Below are 16,749 nucleotides of genomic sequence, written 5' to 3' on the forward strand. Positions count from 1 at the left end.
TCTTCTCCATTCCTGTTAATTATCTCAATTTCCATATGTCATCTCTCATTTTAATACACTGTTTTCTCGCACATTCCCCATAATTTTCTTCGCCATTTTCTTCATTCCTATAAGCAAGGAGTATTCCTCTTGAAGAATTTACCACACCGCCATTTCCATCTTTAAGATAAATTGAAATATCCTCTGCAGTTCCACCTTGAGCTCCATATCCGGGTATCAAAAAAAATGTGGTATTCAAACTGCTTCTAAGTCTGCTGCCCTCCTCCTGGTGAGTACAGCCTATTACTCCTCCAATGGCACTATAGCCACAGTTTCCCATATATTTTTTCCCCATCTCATTTATCTTTTCTCCCACTACATGGTATAATTTTTTGTTTTTTTCCGTATTTAAGAATTGAAGATCCCTGGCACCTCTGTTGGAAGTTCGTATAAGTACAAATAACCCTTTATTTCTATTTGTCACGTAGGGTATATAAGGCTCTATGGTATCAAAACCCATGTATGGATTTACCGTTATGAAATCACTTTCAAAATCACCTTCAAAATGAGCTTTTGCATACATTTCGGCTGTTTTTGCGATATCGCCCCTTTTAATATCTGCAATGGCTATAGAATCTCTGCTTTTTATATATTTTAAAGTTCTGCTGTAGGCTCTAATACCCTCCATGCCCAGAGCTTCATAATATGCAATCTGCACCTTGTAGCAGGCTGCCACATCGCAGGTGCTGTCTATTATACTTCTGTTGAACTCAAATACTGCATCCCCCGTGCTTCCACAGGATTTAACCACATTGTCAGGTATATATTCCAGAGCCGTATCCAGACCTACGCATACATTTCCCTTTTCCTCTACTCTATCATATAATTTATCTATGATCACAAGCAATCCCTCCTAAAACATCAATTTTTCCGTTCAAACACAATCTTTCCTGCTTTTATGGTCTTAAGCACCCTTCCAAATACTTTGAAGCCTTCAAAAGCAGTATTCTTGCCTCTGGATTCAAATTCACTTCCATGTATTGTATAACTGTCATCTAAATCCACCAGTATCAAATCTCCATCATATCCCGGAGCTACAAGTCCTTTTTTCACCTGTAATATTTCAGCGGGGTTTTTAGACATCAATTCAGAAAGTCTATTTAATGTTATGTGCCCTTCTTTTACAAGTTTTGTATAACACAGGCTAAAGGCGGTCTCTATGCCGGATATTCCTGCAGCACCTTTATTCTTATCCTCTCTGGTATGGGGGGCATGATCCGTACTTATAGCATCCACCCATCCCCTTTTTATGCTGTTCACCAGATAATCCACATCGCCTTTATCCCTGATGGGTGGATTCACCCTGTAATTGTCTCCTGAAAGTATTATATGATGAGGTGTGACCTCACAGGTTACATTTACTCCCATGCTCTTTGCCTTTATTATATATTCCATGGACTCCCTTGTGCTCACATGAGCTATATGGACAGGGCATCCCGTATAATCGGAAAATTCTATATTCCTCCAGGTCATCATATTTTCAGCAAGTCTCATATCTATGTCCGAAAGTGAATGTTCTTCTGAATGGCACATTACTATCTTTCCCAACTTTTTAGCCTTAATCATGGCTTTCAGCATAATTTTTCCGTTCATAACATCTTTTCCGTCTTCGGATATTATTTTTACCTTTTCATCCAGCTTATCTAAATGGCTTATATCCTCTCCATCAAAATTATTGGTTATGGTAACACACTGATGTGCATCTATAAGTCCTACTTTTTTCACCTTTTTCAGTACATAATCTACAATTTTCATACTGCTGCAGGGAGGATTGGTATTTGCCATGAGATTTACCATGGTATAGCCTCCTTTAACTGCAGCCCTGCATCCACTTTCTATATCTTCTTTATATGTAAATCCCGGATCTCTGAAATGTACATGCAGATCTATCAGGGAAGGCATGAGAGTCAATCCATCCGCATCTATAACTTCACAATTTTCCTCCAAATTCTCCCCGATTCTGCTTATAGTCCCATTTTCTATATAAACATCCCCTTGAAAGCATCCGGAAGAATCCACTATCCTTGCATGTTTGATGAGAAGTTTCATTATATACCACCCTTTCATGTCAAGATTTCAGTTTTCACTTTACAAAGATGAATCCTGATATATCTGATCACAGTATGCACACCTGTATTCTCCAGTCTTTTCATCCACAAGATTGAAAATATGAGGTATATTCTTTTCCACTGAAGTCACGCATCTTGGATTTTTGCATTTTATTATGTTTTCAACCCTGGTAGGCAATTTTAATTTTATCTTCTTATATATCTTTTCGTCTTTTATAATGTCAATAGTTATATTTGGATCTATAAATCCCAGTACGGCAAAATCCATTTCCAGGTTGTTCTCTATCTTAATTATATCTTTTTTCCCCAGCTTGCTGCTTTCTGCATTCATTATGAGAGCCACAGAATAATCAGCCTTATCAAGTTCAAGATATTTATATATTTTCATACCGAATCCAGCTTTTATATGATCAATTACAATTCCATTTTTTATACTGTTTATAGTAAGCATTCTTTTCCCTCCTATTTAATTCCCAGTAATTCCATTATAAGTGCCATTCTCACGTACATCCCGTATTTCACCTGTTTAAAATAACAGGCTCTTGGATCCTGGTCAATTTCATGAGAAATCTCATTCACCCTGGGCAGAGGATGAAGAACTATCATATTGTCTTTTGCCCCGGTCATCTTTTCTTTATCCAGTATATAGCTGTCTCGCAATCTTACATAATCCTCTTCATTGAAAAATCTTTCCTTTTGAACTCTGGTCATGTAGAGTACGTCTAAAGAGCCTATGGCAGCTTCCAGGCTGCTGGTTTCAATGTATTCAATATTTTTATTATCCAATTCTTTTTTCACATAATCGGGAATCTTCAGTTCTCTGGGAGATATCAATGTAAAATTATTATTTTCATATCTGGACATGGCTTTGATAAGAGAATGTACTGTTCTTCCAAACTTTAAATCTCCACAGCATCCTATTTTTAGATTGGACATGGTTCCTTTCATGGATTTGATGGTTAAAAGATCTGCAAGCGTCTGAGTAGGGTGTTGGTGTCCACCATCTCCTGCATTTATAACCGGTATGCTGGAATACATGGAGGCAATTTTAGGTGCCCCTTCTTTGGGATGTCTCATGGCAGCTATGTCCGCATAGCAGCTAATTACCCTTATGGTGTCCACTATGCTCTCACCTTTTGAAACGGAGCTTGAACCTGCATCTGAAAATCCTATCACTTTTCCGCCCAGCCTCATCATGGCCGACTCAAAACTCAATCTGGTTCTGGTACTGGGTTCATAAAATAACGTAGCCAAAAGCTTTCCCCGGCACACCTGAGAAAATTTTTCCTCATCCGAAATTATCTCATTGGCCAATCCAAGTATCTCATCAAGTTCCTCTGTTGAAAAATCCATTATGTCAATCAAATGTCTTCCTTTTAACATTTTTATTCCTCCTTCTCAGTATCTCTGTACTAAAATTTAAAGGCTCAAAAAAAGTGTCTCCGCATCGGGAGGCACTTTGATACCATACTACAATAATATTTCAAACCACTACAGGCCTTCCCAGCTTCTCAGAACTAGTTTTAAAGGACTTTAAAGTATTTAATTTCACTGTAGCCTAGGATAGCATAATTTTAATTTAAAGTCAACAGTTTAATTTGTTATTTATTGCTAATAGGGAAAGGTGGTTCCTTTGCAACAGAACCTATTATATCAGACGCAGTTAAAAGTTGTGCATCTGTACCGGTAACCGCAATCCAATAACTACCTTCTGCACCATAAACCCCTCCTGCAGCAACAAGTTGTCCGGAAGCTCCTGTAAGAATTTCAATGGCTTCAAGCTCCGTTATGATGTTGCCGCTTATAGGAAGCAGCCTCAATCCAGTAGTAGATGGTGAATTCACCTTGGCTGCAATTTCTCCTATATTTCCGAAAACTCGTTTTTCCAATCCAACAGGAATTATAAGTTCTGTACGCTTTCCCATAACGGTTTGCAGAATAGGTCCGCTTGTCCCAAAAGTTGGGTTCGCAACCTGGATACCAGCCAATTTTCTTTCAGCATCAATGGCATTAGCACCTTTAAGTATAATATCTCCAAGTCCAAGATCTTGCACAACATCAAATATGGTCTTTCCCCTAATCCATTTTCCTTTTTCAATAACTATATCCATATTGAAATAAAACTCACCTTGGGTATTTATTTTTTTACCCGTCCCCAGGTTAACTCCACGGAAAAAGAATTCTTTGGAAAAATCTCCCCTTTGTCCCATTAATGATAATAATTCCTCGGCAACATAACCATTTGTAGTTCCTCCGACAATAACAATAGTATTGCTTTCCAATGCTTTTTGTATTTCTTCAAGAGAAACCACTGCCTTGGCAATCAATCTCTTGCCTGCAGGGACTGTAATTAGAAATTGTTTTGTCTTTAATTGATCACTTGACATCTTAATCCTTCTTCCCATATATTAATTTTTAAAAATAGAAACCGTATACTTATAAATACTTCTATTTTCCTCCAAGTTTTCTAGAAATCTCATTTGCTGCATCAAACAGATGCCCAACAATGGTTTCCTTATTTGAAACTATCCTTGCTTTTAATCCGGATATACTAATAGCTGCTTCTATGTTCTTATCCACAGTAGAAATTGTCGTGGCAATACAATATAACCCGTATTCACTTTCTTCATCATCAACAGCATAACCCTGGCGTTTGAATTGTTCTAGCTGTCTAATGAGCACATTCCTATCTGTAATAGTATGTTCGGTAACTGGAGTCAATTTAATATTGGATAGGATTTCATGCTGCTCCCTTTTATTCATAGATGCTAAAAAAGCTTTTCCTAACCCAGTATCATATAAAGGTCTATGATATCCAGGCTGAGCAGTTGTATTAACAGATCGATTTGAATCAATCTTTAATATATATACAACCTCATTCTGGGCACGGATAGCCAAAAAAGCTGTTTCCTGAACCTCTTTCACTAACTCTTGCAATATTGGCTTTGCCACAGCACTTATATCAAAGGATTCCATAGCCACTGATCCCAATTGAATTAACCTTACTCCAAGAACATATTTCTTTGCTTCATCTCGTGCAACATATCCTGAATTATATAACGTTTTAATCAAATTGGAAGTGCTGCTTTGTGGAATATCCAATTTCTTACTTATATCTGCTATAGACAATCCACTCTTATTTTTTGATAATAATTCAAAAATTTCTAATACTCTATGCGCTGATTTAACTGCCATTTTTTTCTCCTAAATTTAATATATTTTAATAATTCTACTCAAAGTAAAATAAATTTTTCGTATTTAAACCTAGCAAGGCAATAAGATAACTCTATTTTATTATTATACATGATTAAATTTAAAATTGGCAAATTAACTAAATATTCTATAATTATTATCAATAAAATGCATAAACAATATACCTGGATTTCATTTAAACAAATCCAGGTATATAAAAAAATTATATTTTCTCCCTATTCTAATCTACTAAGATTTTCACCAGTATTTTTTTTACTACTTGTGAATCATCAACTTCAATACCCGGCATATGTGCATCCTTTGGTGTAAATAATGCAAATTCGCCCTCATATATAGTTAAGAAATCACCTTGTCCATCCATAAATAGGATATCTTTTTTTTCATCATATTCAATTGTAGTTTTCATATAGTCGCTGCAGCAATAACCCATTTTTTCCTTTCCAGAAACAATACATTGTATATCAATATACTTTCTATGAGCTTCCCATAATCCTTCTTTGAGAGATTTTGTTTTATACTCAGAGACAACAGCAAAAACTTTATCATCTTCAATTGCATATTTTCCAGGTTTTATATCTGTTAAATCCGTATTTCGAATATATTTAAAGGCTTTTTCAATTCTAGGTGAAAGTTTGTAATACTGTTCAGCATTAACCACCTTATCTACTATCATAATTATTCCTCCAATACTTATTTTAATTATATTGTTCCGGGTTCGTCTTTTATTTCAATTTTTTTCTTTAAAAATACTCCATAAGTAATAGCACTTATAATTAACATCATGGAAGCTACAACAAATACAAGATTATATGATCCTGTCTTAGAAATAATTACTCCAGTTATTATAGGTGCTATAGTTCCTCCTAAATAGCCGGCAAAATTTTGAATGGCTCCCAAGGATCCCACTAGTTTTTCAGGTGCCACATCCGTAGCCAATGTCCATACAACTCCATTTGGCATACTGGAAAACAGAAAACCAATAGTCAATAATATTACGGATAAGGAGCCACTCTTGACATATGCAACTGGTGCAACAACAATAGAAGCTGCAATAACTGCTATTACCAACACTGTTTTACGTGCTTTAATAGGTTTAAAACCTTTTTTATCTATTAAATAATCAGATAAATATCCTCCCAGAGGCACACCAATAATTCCTGCAAAAAACGGAATTGCCGCAAGCCATCCAGTTTTCATCAGGCTAAATCCACGAGCAGTTTTTAAATAGGTAGGAAGCCATGTAAGATAAACCCAAAATACATATATTAGTCCAAAGTTACCTATCATCATCGCCCAGGTTGAAGGATGCTTTAGCAGCACAGCCCAGGAAACCTTTCCATTATTTTTATTCTCGGATGATTTAATATCTACCCTCTTCACTTTAGGATTGGATTTTTCTCTATAAAATGTAAGCCAAAGAAATGTAACTACAAAACCAACTAGGCCAAGACCCACAAACATTGATCTCCACCCAAATGATATCAATATAACTGTCAACAATGGAGGTGCAATTGCATTTGCAATAGGCGGTCCCATATTGATTACAGAAGTGGCCAATCCTCTGTTCCTGTCATCAAACCATTTTTTAGTTATCTTGGCACCACAGATAAAAAAAGGTGCTTCTGCAATACCTAACAATACCCTGGATGTATATAGAGATGAGTAAGTCTTGGAAAATCCTGCTGCCAGAGTGGCTATTGACCATACTATAGTTGCTATAGTAAATATTTTTTTTTCACCATATTTATCTGCAAGCCACCCTGCCGGTAGATTAGATATGGAATAAGGAAGTAACATTGCTGAAAATAATAATCCCATTTTTATTGGATTTATGTGAAATTCTCCTGAAATGGTAGTACCTGCTATACTTAAATTAACACGATCCAAATAGTTAACAACTGCTCCAAACAACATAATCCCTACAAGAATCCAGCCATAATTTATTTTTCTTTTTTCAATGTTCTCGTTTACATTAAAAGTTGACATAATTCTATCCTCCCCATCATATGGAATTTGTTTGATTTAAATTACATTTATTTACTTTATTCACAAATTCGGAAGCCTTCACTGTAAGTTCTTTTAAATATGCCTCATTAACAGTAATTTTTGAATTTACAAGAGAACCTCCAACACCTGCACCCGCTGCCCCATTTTTTATATAAGAATCTATGTTATCTAAATTTATACCTCCTGTAGGTAACAGTGGTATTTGATTAAGAGGTCCTTTAATATCTTTTATATAAGAAGGTCCAACAGAAGATGCGGGAAAAACTTTTATGATATCCCCTCCATTGACAAATGCATTTAAAATTTCAGTAGGTGTAAAGGCTCCTGGAATACTTACAGCGCCATATCGCTTTGTCATTTTAATGGTTTCTTTATCAACAGTAGGTGATAAAATAAATTTTGCACCAGCAATCAACGCATTTCGAGCAGTCTGAGGATCTAGAACTGTTCCCGCTCCAACAATCATTTCGTCCCCTAGTTCACATGACAATTGTTCAATAACATTAAGTGCTTTAGGTGAATTCATAGCCACCTCTATCAACCTGATTCCACCTTTATTTAGAGCTTTGGCTATTTCAACAACATCCTTGGCCTTAGAGCCTCGAATAATAGCTATAATCTTATAATTCATAATTTGTGATAAAACATTCATATTTATCTCTCCTCTTTTAGCGGTTAATTTCATTATAATTGGAACTTTCAACAAAATACTTTAATGTTTCTCTGTCTGGTAAACCTTCAATATCACCATTTACAGTAGTTACAATAGATCCAACAGCGCATCCTCTAGATACAGATTCTTTTAAACTCAATCCATCCAATAACCCTGATAAAACTCCGGCAGCAAAACCGTCTCCTGCACCAACAGGATCTACTACATGACTTATCTTTACGCTTGGAACAACTCCCCTATCATCACCACTCAAATAATATGCTCCTTTTTCTCCAAGCTTAATAATTACCTTAGATGCTCCATTGTCTGCAAAATCCTGTGCTATTGATTCATAATTTTTATCTTCAAAAACAAATTTACCCTCACTTAATCCAGGCAATACTATATCGGACATTCCCGCCAGCTTTAAAATAGTCTCCCTGGCATAAGCACCGCTCCAGAGTTTATATCTGATATTAGGATCAAAAACAACCTTTACACCGTTTTCTCTGGCAACTTCAGCAGCATAAAAAATGCTATCATAGCAAGATTGACTCAATGCAGGAGTAATTCCCGTTATATACAAATATTTAGCTTTTAAAATATATTGTTTATCAATATCTTTGGGAGTAATCTTGCTTGCAGCAGAACCTTTCCTATAATAATACATTCTTGTATCCTTTTCATTTACCACCCCTTTAAAAAATATTCCTGTAGGAGCAGATGAATCACATAAGACCTTACTGGTATCTACACCCTCGCCCCTAACAGTTGAAATTATAAATTCCCCCAATTCATCTTTTCCAATTTTACTAATCCATCCTGTTTTATGTCCCAAACGAGACAGTCCTATTAATGTATTTGTTTCAGCCCCAGCACATCTAGAAGAAAAATCTCTAGCATATCGTATTGAGCCATTTGCTTTTGGACTAAATAGAACCATGGTTTCTCCTATACCTACTACATCCATACTTTGTCCTCCCAATATATATTATTTAGTAATTTAACTAAAACCATAAATTTATATAAGATGTATAATCATATATGAGATTAATAATCTCATATATGATTTATATTTTTAATTTATCATATAGCTCTTATCTTGTCAATGTCTATTTGAATAATAAAACTCCAACTGATGAAGTTGGAGTTCTTTTTTTAATGTTTTTTAAAATATATTTATGCCTAAGCAAATACATCAATTATGTTGTTGGAATTTTTTGAATCTGTTTTATCCTGAGAGCTATTTTTCGAATTTTCAACCTGATTGCCAGAAGTCTGTTCTATTTTTTGTGACTGCTTCTGTTGAATTTGAGCCTGAAGCTGTTCCAATTTAGCCTGCAATTGCTGAATTTTAGCTTCCTTTGTCTGATCATCATCTTTACTTGAATTTTCCTGTTGTATCTGCTGCTGAATAATTGCTATCTGTTTTTCAAGTTGACTTGCATCATCACTGGTGCTCATTGATATATTCGAATTTGATACGGATGAAATGGATGAGATTGACATTTTTACACCTCCTTTTCAAATTAAACTATATGGAATATTTTAAAACAACTTTCTTAATATTTCCTTAAAAACAGCCAACCTACACAATACCACCAAAATTAATTACCTGTTTATAACTTTTATCTGCATTCCCTCCATGACATCAAAAGCCTTTTCATTTAAACTGTCATCATTGCTGGCAGTGCAGGATGCATCAACTATGATCTCGGCTTCTGGAAGTGCCGCTTTGGCTAAAACAGCATTGGATATGACACAGATATTGGACACAACGCCGACCAGTTCAACACTGTCATATCCATTTTTCTTGAGAAATTCTGCAAGCTCTATTGAACCAAAAGTAGGCTTTTCAAAACATCTGCTACTCTCATCACAGAGCTTGGCAATCTTGCCGTACAAATTCCATCCTTCCGTATTTACAATACAATGCTGAACTGGAAGATTTCTCCCTTCCTGGGTATATAGATAATTATCCTCATGAGTATCAAAGGTATATACCACTTCACAACCATTTCCCCTGTATTCTTTAATTTTCTGCTCAATTTTGTCTTCCAGGGCAACTGCCTTGTCAAATCCCAAACTGCCATCTACAAAATCTTTTTGATAATCCACAACCACCAGTATCCTTTTCACCGAAAATTCCTCCTCCATATACTCATATATTTCTCATTTTATAAATAATTATATAATATCATATCAAGCATTTGTAAAGTTCAGGTGGAATTTACCCATTCAAAATTGCATTGTAAATAAAATTCAGGAGGAAATGCATGAATAAAATAAAATTTGTCTACGATTTACTGGGAACAATTAAACAAAAAGAGAATATTAAAGGCAGTCTCAACATGACAGGAGTAAAGGGAAACACTAAAGTATTCGAGATGAACAACAATAATGGATTTCACATCCACTATAGCAATGATTTACACTTTCACAATGATTCTACACCAAATCATGAAAACAAATTAAATAAAATCAAATTCTTATTTGGTATGCTAAATCACATAAAGATTGAAAAAAACCCGGAAAGCGGCTACACCCTTTCTTTAATTTCAGATAAAATTTCTGAAGATCTTCAAGAGTTGTTATTTGAAGTAATAGACAATAATATAAAAAATATAAAAGTGGAAAATAATTATATCCACAACAATTATTCAACACATCTCAAGCACGATAATTTTCATAAAGATTTGAGTTTTGAAAAAAGGCCGGATGAATTTCATAATTTCATGAAACAACTTCACAAATCAAAAAATTTTAAATTCCAAATAGAGGTATCTGTAAATGACAAATATGAAGTAAAAAAATCTACTGTTAAAATAGAAAGTCCCCAGTTTAATATGAAGCTCAATGTAAACGTAAATTTGTCTTGAAAAAATTAGCTGTGTTTTAAAATAATGTTAAAACACATATGAATTTTTAGGGAAGCCATTTTGAACTTCCCTAAATTTACTCTTGAAGAAAATTGTGTCCTTAAACCTTTATTCCACTTTGAATATCTAACTCCATATCCAATATGTCCGCCACGTCTTAACAGTTCATCAGTCAATTTGTGACGAATAAAAACTTCTCCAATATAGTTGTTGTATACCTACAGTATACAACACAGCAGTAATCAAAAGCTCATAAATAACATTTATAAGTGAATAAGCAAACAATATTTAACATGTAAACCTTTTGAATATATAATTATAGATAGATTTTAAAACAAATTGTAAAAGGGGGATGAAATTTATCATGGGAAAAGTTATTCAACAAGGAAAAATATCTGTCTCTAATTCTAAAAGTATGTATGTAAAGCTTCTCATGGCCGTTGCTGTGGGAATAATAATCTGGTTTATACCAACTCCTGCCGGAGTAAAAACCAATGCATGGCATATGTTTGCTATTTTTGTTGCCACTATAATCGGATGTATATTGAAGCCGCTCCCTATTGGCGCAGTATCCATGATAGGGCTAACTATAACAGCTGCTACCAATACAGCAACTATAAAAGTGGCTCTTTCCGGATTCAGCCAGAGCAGTATATGGCTTATAGTTATGGCTTTCTTTATTTCAAGAGGTTTTATAAAAACCGGTCTGGGTTCCAGAATAGCTTATGAATTTGTACGATTATTCGGTAAAAAAACTCTGGGATTATGTTATTCAGTTTTATTCTGTGATCTTGCCATAGCTCCGGCAACGCCAAGCAATACGGCAAGAGCCGGCGGTATAGTATATCCTATAGTCAAGTCTCTTTCAGAATCTTTCAATTCAAGGCCGGAAGATGGTACGGAGAGAAAAATAGGATCTTTTCTTATATTTTCCGAGTTTCACGGAGACATAATAACTTCCGCAATGTTTATGACCGCCATGGCTGCAAATCCACTGGCTCAAACCCTGGCAGAAAGCCTGAATGTACATATAACCTGGTTTGGCTGGTTTTTAGCGGCACTTTTACCTGGTATTATATGCTTTATACTTGTTCCACTTATAATATACAAAATATATCCACCTGAGATAAAGGCCACACCTAATGCACCTGAAATAGCTAAAGAACAGCTGAAAAAAATGGGACCCCTCACCAAAGAGGAAAAATATATGGCTCTTATCTTCATAATAACACTGCTTTTATGGGTAACCGGAACCATAACCAAGATAGATGCCACTTTAACTGCTTTCATAGGATTGTCCCTGCTCTTGCTGCTCAATGTGCTCAATTGGAATGATATAAAAAGTGAAAAAGGAGCCTGGGATACTTTAGTATGGTTTTCAGTTCTGGTGATGATGGCAAATGAATTGAACGAATTGGGATTTATCCCCTGGTTCAGCAAATTAATCGCCGGGAGTGTAGCAGGCCTCAGCTGGCAGGTTATTCTATTGGTCTTGATTCTGGCTTATTTCTACAGCCACTATATATTTGCAAGTGCTACTGCCCATGTAAGTGCCATGTACTCCGCATTTCTTGCGGTGGCAATAGCCGGTGGAATACCACCCATGCTGGCAGCACTGACTTTAGGTTTCTTCGGCAATCTATTTGCATCCACAACCCACTACAGCAATGGACCTGCACCTCTTCTATTCGGATCAGGTTACGTAAGCCAGAACAAGTGGTGGAGTTTGAATTTCATACTGGGAATATTCTATATAGTGGTTTGGCTTGGAATTGGACCTATATGGTGCCACATCATAGGTGTATACTAAATACCATGTGAAATAATTTAAATAAGGAGTAAAGTCATGAAAAAAATTGAACTCAAATACAAAGATTCAGAGTGCATGATAGAGATTCCAGATAAAAATCTAGCTGGTATTCTAAATTCAAATGATCTTCCTGAAGTGAAAAATGCTGATGAAGAAATAATACATGCACTTGAGAATCCTATAGAATCAAAACCCCTGTGCGAACTGGCCAGAGGTAAACACAATATTGTAATACTTGTAAGCGACATAACCCGTCCCGTGCCATCATATATACTGCTCCCGCCTATAATAGAAGAGCTTATAAGATCAGGAGCAGACTATGATAACATAACTATAGTTTTCGGACTCGGCTATCACAGAAAACAAACTAAAGAAGAAATGGAAAAATTAGTTGGACATTCTATATACAATAAAGTAAAATGTATTAATCATGATATAGATGATTGTATCAACATAGGGACCACTTCCCGGGGTACTCCCGTAGATGTATTTCGGCCTGTAGCAGAAGCTGATTTTATAATTGCTACGGGGAACCTGGAATTTCACTATAAAGCTGGTTACAGCGGCGGCAATAAGGCTGTACTGCCGGGGGTATGCAGCAAGAGAACCATTGAAAGCAATCACATAATGATGATAAAGCCTGGAACCATGCCTGGAAAATGTGAAAAAAATCCCATGAGAGAAGATATTGACGAGGCAGGCACTCTTGCAGGAGTAGATTTTATGGTAAATGCCATACTAAACAGCCATAAAAAAATAGTAAAAGTAGTAGCAGGCCATCCTATAAAGGCTCACAGGGAAGGAACCCAATATATAGATAAAATGTATAAGATTAAATTGAAAAAGAAAGTTGATATTGTAGTTGCCTCCTGCGGAGGCTATCCCAAAGATATAAATTTATATCAATCTCAAAAAGGCCTGGAAAATGCCAGTTATGCCGTAAAAGACGGCGGCAGCATAATCCTTCTTGCAGAATGTAAAGATGGTCTTGGGGAAAAACTATTCGAAGAGTGGATGATAAAGGCTAAAAACACACACGAACCTGTAAAATGGATACAGGAAAATTTTATGCTGGGTGCTCATAAAGCCGCCGTTATCTGTACAGTTTTAGAAAGAATCAAAGTATATCTGGTTTCATCTATGAGTGATGAAATTGTAAAAAATATTTTCATGCATCCAGTAAAATCCCCTCAGGAAGGATTGGATATTGCCTTGAAGGAATATGGGGAAAATTCCAGCGTACTTGTTATTCCCTATGCAAATTCAGTACTGCCCTATGTAGAAGATTAAAAATATCAATTAATAAAAAGGAGTGTTTACAAGATGAGTAATTTGAAAGGACAGGATTTATTGAGAAATCCATTTTTAAACAAAGGAACTGCTTTTACAAAGAATGAAAGAGAAAAATACGATCTGACAGGTTTCCTTCCGGATACCGTGAGAACAATAGAAGAACAGGAGAAGCTGGCCTACAGTAGATCTAAAGACTTTGAAACCAATCTTGAAAAACATCTTTATCTCATGAATATATATGACACCAACAGAACTCTGTTCTATTATCTGGTGGGAAAGCATGTCGTTGAATTCCTGCCTATAATCTACACTCCGACTATAGGAGACGCTGTCATAAATTATTCCAAAAATTACGATACACCAAAAGATGCTGTTTTCTTGTCAGTAGATCACCCTGAAGACATAAAAAAATCCATTCAGGAATCCCTCAAGGATCTGGATGAAATAAAGCTTATAGTTGTAACTGACGGTGAAGGTGTACTTGGCATAGGAGACTGGGGAGTGCAGGGCGTTGACATTTCCATAGGCAAACTTGCGGTATATACCGTAGCTGCAGGGGTAAATCCCAGAAATGTCCTTCCTGTGGTAATAGATGCAGGAACCAACAATGAAAAACTTTTAAATGATCCGCTTTATCTGGGAAACAAGCACAAGAGAGTTACGGGCAAAAAATATTACGATTTTATAGATAAATTCGTCAAGATAAGTTTGGAACTGTTTCCTGAAGTACTTCTTCACTGGGAGGATTTTGGACGTGGAAATGCCAGAACTATTCTGGAAAAATATAGGGAAAAAATCTGTACCTTCAATGATGATATTCAGGGTACCGGGGTAATGATGAACTCCGCTATAAATGCTGTAGCCAGGGCTACGAATATACCTGTCAAAGAACATAGAGTGGTAATTTTTGGTGCAGGAACTGCGGGAATAGGTGTAACTGATCAGATATTCCTGGAAAAGGTACGAAATGGTCTGTCCGAGGAAGAAGCCAGAAAACAGTTTTATCTTGTAGATCGCCAGGGACTGCTCACCGATGACATTGTCGATCTTACAGAGGGACAGAAAAAATATGCAAGATCAAAAAATGAGTTTAAAAATCCTTTAAAGGATCTGGCTGAAATAATACGGGAGGTTAAACCTTCTGTTCTAATCGGAACCTCCGGCGTGCACGGTGCTTTTACAGAAGATGTAATAAAAGCCATGTCCCAAATAAATGAAAGACCTGCCATTATGCCCATTTCAAACCCTACCAAGCTTTGCGAGGCAACTGCAGAGGACATGATAAAATGGAGTAACGGCAGAGCACTCGTAGTTACAGGAAGCCCGTCAGATCCGGTGAATTACAAGGGAGTAACTTATACTATAGGGCAGGCCAACAATGCACTGCTTTATCCCGGACTGGGTCTTGGCATAATAGTTGCAAAATCAAAAATAGTAACAGACGGCATGTTGTCTGCTGCAGCACACGGTATTGCATCCCTTCAGGATCTCTCCAAACCGGGAGCTCCTATACTTCCACCGGTGGCCAAATTAAGGGAAGCTTCAAAGCTGGTGGCAACTGCCGTAGTAGAAGAAGCCATAAAGGAAGGGTTGAACAGGATACCTATATCCGACGCTGCAAAAGCAGTGGAAAATGAGATCTGGGAACCTCGCTACATGTAGGTTGAAAATATTTCAGAAATAACCGTACTGTGTATTATTTATACACGGTACGGATTCAGTTCCTATATTTTCACTATGATACAAATTTGATATTTCTGTCTATAAATGGAGAGAATCGTTACAGATAAAATTTCAAGATAATTCTGTATATTTATATTTTGGGGAGGGATTAGAAAATGAAAAAGGGATATATATTTATAATTTTAACTGCCATTTTTTACAGTACAGCTGAAGTTGCAGGAAGAATTCTGGCACAGACAGGCAGTATGGATCCATTTCAGGTCATGTTCATTGCATTCTTGATAGGGGCCATAATATTATGCCCTCTGGCCACCAAGGATATCAAAGCCAGAAAACTGAAAATAAAAGCTGATGACTTAAGATATTTTGCCATCTGCGGTATATCGGCAGTTACTATATCAATGGTACTGCTCCAGTTTGCAGTTACCTACACCAAGGCATCCACTGCAGCAGTTCTGTACTGCTTAAATGCAGTATTTTCAATACCTTTTGCATATTTCATGCTGAAGGAAAAAATTACAAAGGGAACACTTATATCCATGGTGGTTTCTTTAATTGGTGCCGTAATAATACTCAACCCTTCAGAAATTGTAGGAGGGCTTGGAAATCCCAGGGATATTATAGGAATGATCTTTGCACTTGGTTCTGCAGTGAGCTGGTCTTTTTATACAGTGTACAGCAAGAAGAGAGTTGATATATACGGAGGATACGTTTCCAATTTCTTTGGATTCTGTTTCGGAGTACTGGCTCTGCTGATTATTCTCGTGGCAACCGGGAGACCGATCTTTTCAGGAATAACTTTACAAAACATACTGGTATTATTATACATGGGCATTTTCATAAAGGCAATCGGATATATATGCTACATGGGTGCTATAAAGGAAACTTCTGCAATAACTGCATCAATGGTATTTTTGATAAAACCTGCACTGGCCACTATTTTTGCCATAATTATATTGGGCGAGAGTATAAAGATTAATATGATCATAGGTATAATATGCATAATTGCCGGTTCTTATGTTAAAATGAGCTCAGGTAAAAAAGAAAATAAAAAATTAATGTCCTCATCTAAAACAACATAGAATATAATTTTAATAAAGTTAG

General features: G+C 36.1%; 17 protein-coding genes. 5 read left to right on the forward strand and 12 right to left on the reverse strand.

The genetic code is table 11. From position 1 onward, the window contains the following. Positions 1-19 precede the first annotated feature (19 nt). The 12 genes from pyrF to CLLU_RS04550 all read right to left on the reverse strand — a co-directional run bounded on the left by pyrF (position 20) and on the right by CLLU_RS04550 (position 10,119). Positions 20-880: an orotidine-5'-phosphate decarboxylase gene (pyrF, locus tag CLLU_RS04495; RefSeq protein ID WP_106008382.1), complete on the reverse strand. Its 861-nt coding sequence runs from the start codon at positions 878-880 to the stop codon at positions 20-22. Between the two features lie 20 nt (positions 881-900). Then, entirely contained in the window at positions 901-2,088 is a 1,188-nt protein-coding gene (locus tag CLLU_RS04500) for a dihydroorotase (protein ID WP_106008383.1), read from the reverse strand. Between the two features lie 39 nt (positions 2,089-2,127). After that, complete coding sequence (locus tag CLLU_RS04505) at positions 2,128-2,559, reverse strand: aspartate carbamoyltransferase regulatory subunit (protein ID WP_106008384.1); 432 nt, start codon at positions 2,557-2,559, stop codon at positions 2,128-2,130. A gap of 11 nt (positions 2,560-2,570) precedes the next feature. Next, a complete protein-coding gene (gene pyrB, locus CLLU_RS04510) occupies positions 2,571-3,491 on the reverse strand; it encodes an aspartate carbamoyltransferase (protein WP_106008385.1) in 921 nt (306 codons plus the stop codon). Between the two features lie 218 nt (positions 3,492-3,709). Next, entirely contained in the window at positions 3,710-4,495 is a 786-nt protein-coding gene (locus CLLU_RS04515; RefSeq protein ID WP_106008386.1) for a hypothetical protein, read from the reverse strand. 61 nt (positions 4,496-4,556) lie between these two features. Next, positions 4,557-5,303 (reverse strand): IclR family transcriptional regulator, encoded by a 747-nt coding sequence (locus tag CLLU_RS04520; protein WP_106008387.1) that lies wholly within the window; start codon positions 5,301-5,303, stop codon positions 4,557-4,559. A 238-nt stretch (positions 5,304-5,541) separates the two neighbouring features. Next, positions 5,542-5,994 carry a NanQ anomerase/TabA/YiaL family protein gene (locus tag CLLU_RS04525; RefSeq protein ID WP_106008388.1) on the reverse strand — a complete coding sequence of 151 codons (453 nt, stop codon included), beginning with the start codon at positions 5,992-5,994 and terminating at the stop codon, positions 5,542-5,544. A 26-nt stretch (positions 5,995-6,020) separates the two neighbouring features. Continuing rightward, positions 6,021-7,307: an MFS transporter gene (locus CLLU_RS04530; protein WP_106008389.1), complete on the reverse strand. Its 1,287-nt coding sequence runs from the start codon at positions 7,305-7,307 to the stop codon at positions 6,021-6,023. Between the two features lie 16 nt (positions 7,308-7,323). Next, positions 7,324-7,980, reverse strand: a complete 657-nt coding sequence (locus tag CLLU_RS04535) for a bifunctional 4-hydroxy-2-oxoglutarate aldolase/2-dehydro-3-deoxy-phosphogluconate aldolase (protein ID WP_106008390.1) — start codon at positions 7,978-7,980, stop codon at positions 7,324-7,326. A 16-nt stretch (positions 7,981-7,996) separates the two neighbouring features. After that, on the reverse strand, positions 7,997-8,950 hold the full coding sequence (locus CLLU_RS04540; protein WP_106008391.1) for a sugar kinase: 954 nt from the start codon (positions 8,948-8,950) through the stop codon (positions 7,997-7,999). A gap of 215 nt (positions 8,951-9,165) precedes the next feature. Continuing rightward, positions 9,166-9,489, reverse strand: coding sequence for a FlxA-like family protein (locus CLLU_RS04545; protein WP_106008392.1), 324 nt, complete (start codon positions 9,487-9,489; stop codon positions 9,166-9,168). Positions 9,490-9,591: 102 nt separating this feature from the next. After that, entirely contained in the window at positions 9,592-10,119 is a 528-nt protein-coding gene (locus tag CLLU_RS04550) for a cysteine hydrolase family protein (protein ID WP_106008393.1), read from the reverse strand. 137 nt (positions 10,120-10,256) lie between these two features. Between CLLU_RS04550 and CLLU_RS04555 the strand changes: the two genes are divergently transcribed. From CLLU_RS04555 to CLLU_RS04575, 5 genes are all read left to right on the forward strand, one after another. Then, entirely contained in the window at positions 10,257-10,859 is a 603-nt protein-coding gene (locus tag CLLU_RS04555; RefSeq protein WP_106008394.1) for a hypothetical protein, read from the forward strand. A 364-nt stretch (positions 10,860-11,223) separates the two neighbouring features. After that, on the forward strand, positions 11,224-12,669 hold the full coding sequence (locus CLLU_RS04560) for an anion permease (RefSeq protein ID WP_106008395.1): 1,446 nt from the start codon (positions 11,224-11,226) through the stop codon (positions 12,667-12,669). Between the two features lie 36 nt (positions 12,670-12,705). After that, positions 12,706-13,959 (forward strand): nickel-dependent malate racemase, LarAH6 family, encoded by a 1,254-nt coding sequence (gene larAH6 / locus CLLU_RS04565; RefSeq protein WP_106008396.1) that lies wholly within the window; start codon positions 12,706-12,708, stop codon positions 13,957-13,959. A 33-nt stretch (positions 13,960-13,992) separates the two neighbouring features. After that, positions 13,993-15,624, forward strand: coding sequence for an NAD-dependent malic enzyme (locus CLLU_RS04570; protein WP_106008397.1), 1,632 nt, complete (start codon positions 13,993-13,995; stop codon positions 15,622-15,624). A 176-nt stretch (positions 15,625-15,800) separates the two neighbouring features. Then, the gene (locus CLLU_RS04575; RefSeq protein WP_106008398.1) at positions 15,801-16,727 is read left to right on the forward strand and encodes a DMT family transporter; all 927 of its coding nucleotides are present in this window, start codon (positions 15,801-15,803) and stop codon (positions 16,725-16,727) included. Positions 16,728-16,749: the final 22 nt, after the last annotated feature.

The organism is Clostridium luticellarii (assembly GCF_002995845.1).
In the GTDB taxonomy this organism is placed as follows: domain Bacteria; phylum Bacillota; class Clostridia; order Clostridiales; family Clostridiaceae; genus Clostridium_B; species Clostridium_B luticellarii.

What these genes read in the sequence shown, in the direction of transcription:
- CLLU_RS04555 (WP_106008394.1), top strand. Translation starts at nt 10,257, where the DNA reads ATGAATAAAATAAAATTTGTCTACGATTTACTGGGAACAATTAAACAA.
- CLLU_RS04520 (WP_106008387.1), bottom strand. Translation starts at nt 5,303, where the DNA reads ATGGCAGTTAAATCAGCGCATAGAGTATTAGAAATTTTTGAATTATTA.
- CLLU_RS04535 (WP_106008390.1), bottom strand. Translation starts at nt 7,980, where the DNA reads ATGAATGTTTTATCACAAATTATGAATTATAAGATTATAGCTATTATT.
- CLLU_RS04545 (WP_106008392.1), bottom strand. Translation starts at nt 9,489, where the DNA reads ATGTCAATCTCATCCATTTCATCCGTATCAAATTCGAATATATCAATG.
- CLLU_RS04525 (WP_106008388.1), bottom strand. Translation starts at nt 5,994, where the DNA reads ATGATAGTAGATAAGGTGGTTAATGCTGAACAGTATTACAAACTTTCA.
- CLLU_RS04530 (WP_106008389.1), bottom strand. Translation starts at nt 7,307, where the DNA reads ATGTCAACTTTTAATGTAAACGAGAACATTGAAAAAAGAAAAATAAAT.
- CLLU_RS04575 (WP_106008398.1), top strand. Translation starts at nt 15,801, where the DNA reads ATGAAAAAGGGATATATATTTATAATTTTAACTGCCATTTTTTACAGT.
- CLLU_RS04505 (WP_106008384.1), bottom strand. Translation starts at nt 2,559, where the DNA reads ATGCTTACTATAAACAGTATAAAAAATGGAATTGTAATTGATCATATA.
- larAH6 (WP_106008396.1), top strand. Translation starts at nt 12,706, where the DNA reads ATGAAAAAAATTGAACTCAAATACAAAGATTCAGAGTGCATGATAGAG.
- CLLU_RS04560 (WP_106008395.1), top strand. Translation starts at nt 11,224, where the DNA reads ATGGGAAAAGTTATTCAACAAGGAAAAATATCTGTCTCTAATTCTAAA.
- pyrB (WP_106008385.1), bottom strand. Translation starts at nt 3,491, where the DNA reads ATGTTAAAAGGAAGACATTTGATTGACATAATGGATTTTTCAACAGAG.
- CLLU_RS04540 (WP_106008391.1), bottom strand. Translation starts at nt 8,950, where the DNA reads ATGGATGTAGTAGGTATAGGAGAAACCATGGTTCTATTTAGTCCAAAA.
- CLLU_RS04500 (WP_106008383.1), bottom strand. Translation starts at nt 2,088, where the DNA reads ATGAAACTTCTCATCAAACATGCAAGGATAGTGGATTCTTCCGGATGC.
- CLLU_RS04570 (WP_106008397.1), top strand. Translation starts at nt 13,993, where the DNA reads ATGAGTAATTTGAAAGGACAGGATTTATTGAGAAATCCATTTTTAAAC.
- CLLU_RS04515 (WP_106008386.1), bottom strand. Translation starts at nt 4,495, where the DNA reads ATGTCAAGTGATCAATTAAAGACAAAACAATTTCTAATTACAGTCCCT.